Source organism: Vibrio penaeicida, from assembly GCF_019977755.1.
Classification (GTDB): Bacteria; Pseudomonadota; Gammaproteobacteria; order Enterobacterales; family Vibrionaceae; genus Vibrio; species Vibrio penaeicida.
The window spans coordinates 1,847,243-1,858,683 of record NZ_AP025145.1; the positions used below are offsets into that span (position 1 = coordinate 1,847,243).

The 11,441-nt window shown below is 45.4% G+C and carries 9 protein-coding genes; 6 read left to right on the forward strand and 3 right to left on the reverse strand.

Annotated features, from left to right (window positions below; translation table 11 throughout):
* Nucleotides 1–56: 56 nt before the first annotated feature.
* Nucleotides 57–1,973, reverse strand: a complete 1,917-nt coding sequence (locus LDO37_RS26615; protein ID WP_126609408.1) for a methyl-accepting chemotaxis protein — start codon at nt 1,971–1,973, stop codon at nt 57–59.
* 273 nt (nt 1,974–2,246) lie between these two features.
* Between LDO37_RS26615 and LDO37_RS26620 the strand changes: the two genes are divergently transcribed.
* Genes LDO37_RS26620 through LDO37_RS26645 form a run of 6 tightly spaced genes read left to right on the forward strand, consistent with a single transcriptional unit; the run spans nt 2,247 to nt 9,128 of the window.
* Nucleotides 2,247–3,203 (forward strand): AAA family ATPase, encoded by a 957-nt coding sequence (locus tag LDO37_RS26620; protein ID WP_126609407.1) that lies wholly within the window; start codon nt 2,247–2,249, stop codon nt 3,201–3,203.
* Nucleotides 3,204–3,212: 9 nt separating this feature from the next.
* Nucleotides 3,213–4,133 carry a DUF58 domain-containing protein gene (locus LDO37_RS26625; protein WP_126609406.1) on the forward strand — a complete coding sequence of 307 codons (921 nt, stop codon included), beginning with the start codon at nt 3,213–3,215 and terminating at the stop codon, nt 4,131–4,133.
* Nucleotide 4,134: 1 nt separating this feature from the next.
* Complete coding sequence (locus LDO37_RS26630) at nt 4,135–4,623, forward strand: DUF4381 domain-containing protein (protein WP_126609405.1); 489 nt, start codon at nt 4,135–4,137, stop codon at nt 4,621–4,623.
* Nucleotides 4,620–5,582 (forward strand): vWA domain-containing protein, encoded by a 963-nt coding sequence (locus LDO37_RS26635; protein ID WP_104402807.1) that lies wholly within the window; start codon nt 4,620–4,622, stop codon nt 5,580–5,582. The genes LDO37_RS26630 and LDO37_RS26635 overlap by 4 nt, the downstream gene beginning before the upstream one ends.
* Nucleotides 5,575–7,506 (forward strand): VWA domain-containing protein, encoded by a 1,932-nt coding sequence (locus tag LDO37_RS26640; protein ID WP_126609404.1) that lies wholly within the window; start codon nt 5,575–5,577, stop codon nt 7,504–7,506. The genes LDO37_RS26635 and LDO37_RS26640 overlap by 8 nt, the downstream gene beginning before the upstream one ends.
* Nucleotides 7,500–9,128 carry a BatD family protein gene (locus tag LDO37_RS26645; protein WP_126609403.1) on the forward strand — a complete coding sequence of 543 codons (1,629 nt, stop codon included), beginning with the start codon at nt 7,500–7,502 and terminating at the stop codon, nt 9,126–9,128. Before LDO37_RS26640 ends, LDO37_RS26645 begins: the two co-directional genes overlap by 7 nt.
* A gap of 144 nt (nt 9,129–9,272) precedes the next feature.
* Here LDO37_RS26645 and LDO37_RS26650 read toward each other — a convergent pair whose 3' ends face one another.
* Nucleotides 9,273–10,496, reverse strand: a complete 1,224-nt coding sequence (locus LDO37_RS26650) for a sensor histidine kinase (RefSeq protein ID WP_185829915.1) — start codon at nt 10,494–10,496, stop codon at nt 9,273–9,275.
* Between the two features lie 32 nt (nt 10,497–10,528).
* Nucleotides 10,529–11,200: a response regulator transcription factor gene (locus LDO37_RS26655; RefSeq protein ID WP_101111509.1), complete on the reverse strand. Its 672-nt coding sequence runs from the start codon at nt 11,198–11,200 to the stop codon at nt 10,529–10,531.
* Between the last annotated feature and the right edge of the window lie 241 nt (nt 11,201–11,441).

Here is an 11,441-nt window from a genome sequence, read left to right on the forward strand (position 1 = left end):
TCCTAAATTCTAACTATTCATCACCGTGGATTCCAGCAGAAATGAAAGCTCAGCCCTTAGAGCTTAAAGTTGCTAACCATTGCATCCAAACGTTTAGATAGCGACTGTAGCTCTGCACTCGCATCCGCAAGCTCTTGTGCAGTGCCTGTAGTAAGCTCATTAATTGCATTGATCTCTTCAATGTTTTCATTGATGGTATGCACCACCGTAGACTGCTCTTCAGTAGCTGTTGCTACTTGGGTATTACGGTCAGAAATATCGCTTATGCTTTCTGAAATGCGTCCAAGTACTTCTACAGCTTGGTCGGTCGATTCCACCCCTTCCATCGTCACTTCTTGACCAGCTTCCATAGCAGAAACCGCATCTTGAGCATCCGCTTGAAGTTGGTTAATCATTTTCTGAATTTCTTCTGTCGAATCAGCGGTACGACTTGCAAGGTTTCGTACTTCATCGGCAACAACAGCAAAACCTCGTCCTTGCTCTCCAGCACGCGCTGCTTCAATGGCTGCATTTAACGCCAACAAGTTAGTTTGCTCGGATATATCGCGAATAACATCCAGTATTGAGCCAATGTCTTGTGTGGTACCCGCCAGTTTCTGTACGACGCCACCAATATGATCAATATCAGATGCTAATCGGCTAATTGCATCTTTAGCGCGGAACACAACACCGCGGCCATCTTCGGTATTCGACTCTGCACCACTTGCCGTTTCCGCTGCCGTTGCCGCATTGGACGCAATTTCACTGATCGTGGCACCCATTTGGTTGATAGCAGTCACCACTTGAATGGTCTGGTCACGCTGATTTTGACTGTTGTCGTGCGTAATATGAGATTTCTCAGCCACGCCTTCCGCTGCAATCTGTAAAGCATTACTGGTTGCTGCAACCTCTTTTACAGAGTTATGAATCTTTTCGATAAAGCCATTAAAGCCCTGAGAAAGCTTTGCAATCTCATCATTACCATTGATTTCTATGCGTTGTGCTAAGTTGCCGTCCCCTTCACCTAGCTGGCGGAAGCGCTCCGCAATCACATTAATAGGTTTGGTAATGCTACTCGCGAGAATCAAGCTTAATACAACAAAAATTAATGCGACAATTAGGGTGGTCAACATCATTTTTTGCGCAGTAGAATCGAGCTCTGCAAACACCTCTTCTACAGGGACTTGCGCCACAATAAACCAATCCATCGATGCCACATATTGGCTTACAACGAATACATCTTTACCGTCATATTGCGCACGAACGATGTTATAACCCGATTTATTTAAAAGCGCTGAAGCTTCAGAGCCATAAATACCCGCGAGATCAGAGTCCGATTTTGACGATTGCTTATGAATCTGAACCTTTCCCGACGAATCGGTTAAAAAGACAAAACCCGATTGCTCTATCTGAAAGCTATTCAATAGAGAAACCATATCGTTTAAAGATTTAGAAAGACCAGACATAGTCTTACCAGATACAATCTGATAGTTGGCGAACATTTTCACTTCGCCTGTCGATTCGGTAAATACACTCACCATGGTTTCCTGACCTGATGAAGTAAAACCAAAAAACCAACCATCTTGCTGACGATTTAATTGGCGCAAAAAGCCATTCTGATTCCAATAGTAAGCGGTGTCACGATTGGCAACTGACGCATCATTCAATTTGTATTGGTTACGAACATTATTCAGTTGGTCAATCAACATTTTTTCCGTAGCTGGATCGCGCTCTGTAGAGCTAACAGCTTGCTGAATAAACGTGTTGTTTGCAATTTGCTCCGCAGCAGAAAGAAGCTGAGTCACTTCTTGATCGACTTCAGAGCTGACGAGGTTAAGCATGGAAGGAAGTTCAATTTCAACCAAACGATGCTCCAATACATCACGAGCTTGGTTTTGAGCCATAAAGCCAACAATACTGGTGGAAGCCAATACCGCGAATGCCATGCCAATTACGATCTTTTGCTTAATGTTCATAGACAGAGAACCGAACATACGATTGCCTTTTTAAAAAACTTTGGTAGGAGGAGTCTCCAGTACTCTTGATCTTGTCAATACAATTTGAGACGGAGGAGGTAACAGTTTGTAACGTATCGGCAGAGTATACAGAACCTTTACTGACTTTATTACAAATAACTTGTAAGCATTTTAAGAAATTGCACACAGTGTCTTGATTTTTCTAAACGAACCAATATCTTGTTGCTGAACTTTTTAAGAATTTATGAGTCGGACTTGTCGACTAATTTGTAATTTGGAGCCTTTCAACGCATGCAAGTGAACTTATTTCAACAATTGCAGACGCATTTAAACTCACAGGTCATCGGACAAAGTGAGCTGGTAAAGCAAATTCTTGTCGCTTTACTGGCAGACGGTCACATTTTGGTAGAAGGACCGCCAGGGTTGGCTAAAACGCGCGCCGTAAAATGTTTAGCCGACTGTATTGAAAGTGATTTTCACCGAGTTCAGTTCACGCCAGACTTACTGCCAGCCGATCTCACGGGCACGGATATCTATCGCCCAGAAAATGGGTCGTTTACCTTTCAAAAAGGTCCCATATTCCATTCACTGATTCTTGCTGACGAAATAAACCGAGCACCAGCCAAAGTCCAAGCAGCTATGCTTGAAGCCATGGCAGAAGGACAAGTAACCGCTGGCAGCCAAACCTATTCGCTACCGGAACTCTTTTTAGTCATTGCGACGCAAAATCCAATCGAGCAAGAAGGGACATACCCGCTGCCTGAGGCTCAGCTGGATCGTTTCCTACTGCACCTTGAAGTGGATTACCCTGATGCTGAAAGCGAATTGGCTATCCTTCGTCTAAACCGTGGTGAAGCGCTGAGCGACGAGAAAACAGAACGAGTCACAATCAGCCAACGAGATATCTTTGCCGCACGTAAAGAAGCCCTTAGCTTGCATATGGAAGAATCCATAGAGCAATACATCATTCGTTTGGTGATGGCGACACGCCAGCCGAGTCAATACAGTGATGAACTTGCTCAGTGGCTAGAAATGGGAGTGAGCCCGCGTGCTACTATCGCTCTAGACAGAGCGGCTCGCGCTCACGCTTGGCTTAGCGGTCGTGACTTTGTGTCACCAGAGGATGTACAAGCGATGGCTTATCCAGTACTGAGACACAGAATGCTGTTAAGTTATTCTGCACAAGCACAAGGCATTAGTGCCAATCATGCCGTCAAAACCATTCTTTCACTGGTCGGCAGCGCGTAAGAGTTCACTATGTCCAACATGCCCCCTTACGCCAATGGCGCTTTTCTTTCCATTGAAGAGCTGCTCTATTACAAAAGTCAGACTGCAAAATGGCTTCCCCCTGCGAAAAGCTTGTGGTCTCAACTCAGTGGCAGTCATCAAAGCCGCAGTAAAGGTCGTGGAATGAATTTTTCTGAAGTTCGCCAGTACCAAGCCGGGGATGATATTCGCTCCATCGATTGGAGAGTCACTGCTCGTACCGGAAAGGCTCATACGAAGCTGTTTGAAGAAGAGCGTGAGCAGCCCGTTATTTTGCTTATCGACCTCAGTAGCCAAATGCGATTTGGCTCTTCTTTGTTGCTTAAATCCGTTCAAGCGGCTCATATGGCAAGCCTAATCGGATGGTTAACGGTTCAAGCGGGGGATAGGCTCGGCACCGTGATATCGACGGGTAACGAGATAGTCGACGTTAAACCTATGGCGCGTGCAAAAGGGGTATTGAGCGTTATTGAAGCTATCATAGAAGCTCATAACCATGCGTTGCAAAACGTCGACCAATCACCAGCATCTATCAACTGGTCTACGTCACTGCAAGAGCTTCATAGACTCAGCCCTAAAGGCAGTGAGGTCATCCTGCTGAGCGATTTCATATCGTTTAGCGAACCCGATTTCACCCTTCTTAGCCAAATAGCTCAACACAATCGTCTACGTGCCATTCAGTTTTATGATCCTCTCGAACAAGGGGAAACAAGGTACAAGGGGCAAAATGCGGTTAGTGATGGCAAGCAAAGTCGATGGGTGGATTTTTCATCTTCCAAAACCAAACACAGTTTTCGTCAGGATTTCAGCGCGCGTTCAGAAATGTTAAAGAATGGATTTCTGAAACAAGGCATTCATTTTAGTCAAATTTCGGCTGGCGATAACCTGATGAACCAATTACACAGAGGTTAGAATGCAAAACAGCCCTCAATCTCTTAATTTAGCACCCCTTCAACTGCCTCAAGAGCCTGAACTATGGCCTTTGGCTTGGGGTTGGTGGGCAGTGGCTATTGTTGCCATTCTCGCTATATTGGGTGCCGCATTACTTTTTAAACAATACCGAGCAAAACGTCACGCAAAGCGAATAGCACAAGATAAACTCAAGCAAATTAAGTCGGCGAAGGATGGCATGCAGTTATTGCGTCAAGCGGCTCTGAGTTACTTTCCAAGAGCACACATTGCTTCGCTTTCAGGGCGAGATTGGTATGCATTTCTAGATCAACAACTCAAAGCGCCTCGGTTTCTATCCAAAGCCAGTACTTGGGATGAACTCCTATACATGCCCAGCAGTCAATCGGGTAGCACTTCTCAACCAACTGAGCTTTTGAGTGATATTGAATATTGGATTAACCATGCCCTTCCACCTCGTCGTTCGGCTTCGAGCAGCAAGGAGGGAAGATGATCGACTTTGAATGGCTATGGGCATTTCTACTGCTTCCACTTCCCCTGCTTGTGTACTTTCTTGCCCCAAAAACGCAGGAAACACAAGCCATTCAGCTACCGAGTATTCCGGATACGCAGATGGGAGAGACGCCTAATCGAAATGGTCAAAAGCTGCTGCTACTTGGCATTTGGGTATTACTTGTTACCGCAACCGCTCGTCCAGTTTGGCTCGGCGAGCCCGTAGAGTTTTACCCTGAACATCGAGATATGATGCTGGTCGTTGATCTTTCGTACTCCATGAGCAAAGAAGACATGCTGGAAGATGGCGACTACATCGACCGCCTCTCTGCGGTTAAAAACGTGGTCGGCGAATTTGTGGCTAAGCGAAAAGGGGATCGGCTTGGACTCGTCTTATTTGCTGATCACGCTTACTTGCAAACCCCACTGACTCTCGACAGACAAGCCGTTAAATCTCAGCTTGATCGCACTGTGCTAAAGCTCATCGGAACTAGCACTGCGATAGGTGAAGGTATCGGCCTTGCGACTAAAACGTTTATAGACAGTGACGCCCCACAAAGGGTTATGGTGCTGCTTAGCGACGGTAGCAACACTGCTGGAATAATAGACCCTATAGAAGCCACAAAAATTGCCAAAGAATACGGTGCAACCATTTATACCGTGGGCGTAGGTGCAGGAGAAATGGTGGTCAAAGACTTCCTATTTGAGCGTGTGGTAAATACAGCAGAAGATCTGGATGAGAAAACGCTGATTCAGATTGCAGACATGACGGGCGGGCAATACTTTCGCGCTCGTAACAGTGATGAGCTTGCCACCATTTACGACACGATCAACGCACTCGAACCCGTATCAAGTGCTAGCCAAACCTGGCGCCCTAAGTCCGAATGGTTCTGGCTACCGCTTTCAGTCGTTCTCTTTTTGTCTTTGGTTCTAGCATCACTTAGGAGGAATCATGGCTGATTTTCTATTTATGAATCCTTACTGGCTTTTAGGAATTCTCCCTGCAATTGCATTGAGTTTCTGGATAAAAAAAGGGAGTTCCTCTAAAGGGTTGATTGCAAGTCATCTTGCTCAAGCCATGGGTATTTCACAGAATCGAGCACGTTACATACACCATTTCTGGTTTGTGTTTTGGTCCATCAGTTGTATCGCTCTCGCTGGTCCGAGTTTCGAAAAACAGACTCGTCCAGCATTCAATGTCAGCCATGCTCGCGTATTGGTTTTGGACATGTCACGCTCTTTATACGCCAACGACATCAAACCCAATCGATTACAACAACTTAAATATAAAGCGCTCGATCTCCTCCCTGAATGGAAAGAAGGCAGTACTGGTTTAGTCGTCTTTGCCGGAGGTGCCTATACCATTAGCCCTTTAACAACAGACAGCCAAACACTCGCGAGCCTTATCCCTGATCTAAAGCCCGAAATAATGCCGCATCAGGGCAGTAACGTAGTAGCGGCTGTCGAATTGGCGATAAAGTTAATGAGCGATGCTGGGCACCAAAAAGGCGACATCATATTGCTCGCCGATGAACTGACAGAAGCGCAGGCGAAAAGCGTTACAAAGTTACTTGGAAACAGCTGGCGAATGTCTGCCGTTGCTATTGGCACTGAACAAGGTGCACCTATCCTACTCCCTGAAGGTGAATTGCTGAAATCTCCAAGTGGAAACACGGTAATTGCTAAAACCGAATTTGATGGATTTAATTTAGTGGCTCGTCACTCTGGTGGGGTATTCTCTCCGCTGCGTGGTGACGGTAAAGATGTAGAAGCCATTTCAGCGCTTTCGATTACGCCATCCACTTCCTCTGACAGCGACAGCCAAGAAATCAGCGATCGAATTAATAACGGTTATTGGTTGTTGCCCGCTCTCGTCATTGCAGCTCTTGGATTGTTCCGCAAAGGGTTTGTATTTGCGATTGTTCTATTCGTCTTCCCAATGCCTAAACCTGCGCTTGCCTCTCCTTTCCAAACAGACGATCAAGCCGGATTCCAAGCCTACCAAAGTCAAGACTTTGAAAAGGCCGCAAAACTCTTTGAATCGAAAGAGTGGGCAGGTGCAGCTTGGTATGAAGCAAAACAATACGATAAAGCAATCGAAAGCCTTGAAGGTATTCAAACGGAAGGCGCTCAATACAACTTAGCCAACGCATTGGCGCAAAAAGGTGAGCTTGAGAAAGCACGAGACCTGTATGAATCTATTTTGGAAAAAAAACCAAACTTCGAAGATGCAAAACGAAATTTAAGCATTGTTGAAGAAGCGCTGAAGCAACAGCAACAGCAACAGCAACAGCAACAGCAACAGCAACAGCAACAGCAGGATTCTCAAAGCGATTCGAATCAAGAACAACAGGACGAGCAAAACGCCTCTTCTCAAGAGGATAGCGCTGATTCTCAAAACTCGCAGGATCAGCAAAGCCAGCAACAACAAAACGGTGAACAGTCGCAATCTCAACAATCTAAGGGGTCGTCAGAAAATTCAGACGATGCTAGCCAAACAGGCGAGCAAAACGCACCTCAGGATAACAAGGAGTCCGACGACTCCAATGATTCTGACCAGAAACCAGACTCTGACAGAAAGCAAGGCGCTGAGAGAGAAGAAGGTTCTGAAGGAAAGCAAGATTCAGAAAATGAGGACGAAAGTGAGTCTTCACCTCAACCCGCAAGTTCTGAGCGTAAGTCTGACGATGATTCTGAGGAAGATACTTCAAACCAAATTGCCACTGGCTCTCAAACCCAAGGCAGTACCCAAGAGGTCGATCCTCAAATTAGGCAATTGGAACAAATCCAACAACAAGCGGATGCAAGCCGTCTGCTTAGAGCACAAATGATTTTACAAGAAAGACAAAACCCTGCTTCTCAAAGGTCTGAACAATCATGGTAATTCGTAACTTCTTATCATCCGTACGGTGGTTTTTCTCCTTCACTGTCTTATTGGCTCTTGCAACACCAACTGCATTTGCAAACGATGCCGTTGCAACGGCAACAGTGAGCCGAACCAGCGTCGCCAAAGATGAAGTATTTCAACTCAAAGTGTCAGTCAATAAGCGTGTATCGAACAGCAAAGTCGACTTTTCTATATTGCAGCCTGCCTTTTACATGGGGCGACCTAGTTTTGGGTCGTACACCAATTCGGTTAATGGAAAAACGACCGTTAGTAGTGAGTGGACCGTAGCACTAGCCGCAACCCAAACGGGCATTTTGAAAATCCCAAGTTTCGATATAGACGGTGCAAAAACGGCTCCCATCGCCATTCAAGTGACTAACGACAGAAATGCGCGTACCCAAGATGATGTCATTCAGCTCGCCGCCAATATTGAAAAAAGCGATTTGTATGAAGGCGAACGTACAACGCTTCATGCAAGACTGATCATCAAAGCGGATCTTCGGCGCTTGCAGAATACCAACATTGAGTCAGCCTTTGGTGAAGGATTATCTATCGAACCGATTGGTGAAAGTAACCAATACCAATCGGTTGTCGATGGTGTGGAAGCGACGGTTGTCGATCAGTCGTTCTACGTCATTCCTGAGCGTGCAGGTACATTAACGCTGCACCCTCCTCGCCTAAAAGGGGCACTCATTGAAAGCTCAGGGACAAGAAGCAGCGGTACTCGACTCATTCAACTTGATAAAAGTGCTCCTGCCATCACCTTAACGGTGAAAGCGAAGCCTTCCACGTATCAAGGTGCGTGGCTCCCTACACCATCGTTGATGGTGGATCAGCTTTGGCAAGATGAAGAAGGTAATCGCATTACTTCTGATGCCTTCACAACAAAAGTAGGTTCTCCTATACAACGAACATTAGTGATCCGAGCAAAGAATTTGAGCCAGCAACAAATGCCAAACTTAAAGGTGACCTATCCTGCACAAATTCGTGTGTACGATGAAGCGCCTCAGTTCTCTCAAGGGAATAATGGCGACATTATCATGACCGTTAAGCAGGTATTGATCGCAAAGGAGACAGGACAATTCGAATTGCCTGCGGTAAGTGTTCGATGGTGGAATAGCGAAACGGGTCGAGAGCAAACATCAACCGCCAGCCCTATGTCCGTTACAGTAGAAGAAGGCGAAGTCAGTGATTCTATTCCAGTCGTGCAGCCAGTTTTACCACAACAAACCATCACTGTTACTGACAGCGGCTTCTGGCCATATCTAACGGCTCTATTCGCTCTGCTTTGGTTAGCCACGTTGGCGCTTTTATGGAACGTTAAACGCAGTCCAAAATATACGCCATCTAAACCTATCAACATGAAATCAGACAATTCTATAGAGCAGCTGATTCAAGCAGTAAAAAACAAAGATGGCATTTTGTTCGATAGAATATTTAGGGAGTGGGCGGAAACCATACAACTCAACGACGCTATCCTCAGCCAAGCTAACACTTTCAGACAAAGCTTGTATGGCAAGGGCGAAGTGATATTTGATGAGCACAAATTTATCAGTGAAATCAATGGTGCAAACAAGCAAAAAATTGCAGATTCTTCCAAAGTGCTTGCGTCACTTTAGAAAAAGCCGGCAAATAGAAAGCGCGCTATATTTAGCGCGCTTTCTATACTCAAACCACCTCAAGGTGATAGGTTCACCAGCTTCTTATCTATAGATTGAGGGCTTGGTTTTCAGGCAAGGCACCAATTTGTAGATCTAGTGGTTCTACGCTGATAGCATGTCTTTTTTCTCGAACTTCACGGTAACGTGCACCATCCCGTCTTTAGCAGCAAAATCGAAATGCCACAGCTGCGTTTGACATATCCTTTTCACCAACTCTAATCCCAAGCCAAAACCACTGGATTGACGCCCTTGGTAATTCGCAGAGTTTGAAATACACACCGCCTCATCACCCACTGATATTTCAACTTCACCATGTTCGGCGTACTGAAAGGCATTTCGAATCAGGTTACTCAGCACAATATTAAGTAGATCGGGGTTGGCCGATAGCTGGCTCTCTCCTTTCACATTAACTGTGAGTGATTTTTGTTGCCTGAGGTAACTTAAATCTTCCACCAGCTGTTCACAACAATGCCGTAAATTCTGATCGGTTTTGTCTAACGGTTGTCCTGATTCTCTTGCAAGCCACAACAGAGATTGTGTTAATGACTGCATATTATCCAAGGCATAGCGAGCACGCTTTAAGGGTCTTGAAGGAGGGATTTGCTCATCTATGGTGTCGAGAGACGCCTGCATTATTGCCAAAGGTGTACGGAGTTCGTGGCTTGCGTGTCTTAAAAACTGGGTTTCACGTTCATTGAATCGGCTAACGCGATCAATGGCATCTTCCAACTGTTTAGCCAATTCGTTGAGCTCGGTAAATCGATATTTAGGGCGAGGCTCTTCTTTCGGCGTACCTAATGTCGAAGCCCACCGATTAAGGTGCACAAATGGCGCGCCGATACTTCTCATCCACCAAAGCGCAACAAGCACTAAAATGGCAGAAAAACAGATCAACGACCAAATACTTTGCTCAATGACTGTATTCGCAAACTCTTCAATAAGCCATTCAATGTCTTCCACGGGATATTGGCTAAGAAGATAGACATATTCTCCATTACTGAGAAGGTGAGACATGATGGAAATATGGTATTCCTCACCGTTTATCTCTTTCATTATCGCAGTTTCATCTTCCGCATGGACATTCTCAGCCGACCCAAACGTTTTTTTAATGTGGTCGGGAAGGATTTCCCAGCTTCGATACACTTTTGTGGAAGACAGCGTTGTTACGCTAGAGTCAGGGTCTTTCTCTAAGTGGCGAACCATGGCTCGAACATCCATCCAAGCGGCCGTATTCGATACTTTTTCAAGACTCAGAGAATACTGAACCATTGCGATAATGATCATATCGATCACAAGGAAAAAACCGAAAAGAACCAACTTTTGCATCAGGTCCTTTTTCAAGGATATGGAGTACGCTTTCATTCCAATACCTTCACCTGAATACCAGCATTAATGCGTGTGTGCAGTAGAGGAGAACCAAAGGGTTTGTCTAGAACCTTTCTCAAATTACTCAGCTGTACATTAAGATTCCCCGGTTCTACCGGATCATCTGGCCAAACGGCATTTTCCAATTCAGGTCTAGGGACCACCCTAGGGCTTTGAATAACCAAATAATGAAGAATACGCCACCCGATGGGCGTCATTTTCAATTTTTTTCCTGACCGATAGGCTTCTTGTGTATTCAAATCGAGTTCTAAATCGCCGATGGATAGGTTACTCGAGACATTCGGCTTCGTGCGTTTAGACAGCGCCTGCAATCTCGCCCAAACAACAGGCATCGGGCAAGGCTTTACAACAAAATCATCGACACCACTACGGAAGCCTTCCAGCTCATCTTCAACCGTGTCGTATGCGGTCATCATCAATACAGGAGTTTGAATACGCGCTTCTCGCAGCATTCTACATACCTCATATCCATCCATTTTGGGCATGTTTACATCCAATATGATGACATCTGTATCGCCTTGTAGCGCGAGCGAGAGCCCGCTTTGTCCGTTATAGGCGAAATCACACTCAACACCTTTCAACTCTAAATAATCTGCAAGTGCGCCAGCAAATTGGTTATCGTCATCAATGATTAAGACTTGCATGTTTTTTCCTCGTCCCTTTCTTCCGACACGTTACTCGTGCTCTGTCTTTCTGAGCCAATTCTGGTCCCAGATTTAGCCGAAAAACTAGCATGTAATCGGTTAATATGACCTTAAGTTTACAGGGTTCGTGGCGAAGAGAAGTCACCAAATGATTGGAATGCGACAAAGCGCGATCAGAGATTGAATCTTCGATTAAGTTTCGAACAAAATGGAATCTAATCAGCCAAAAGATGGTCGCAAT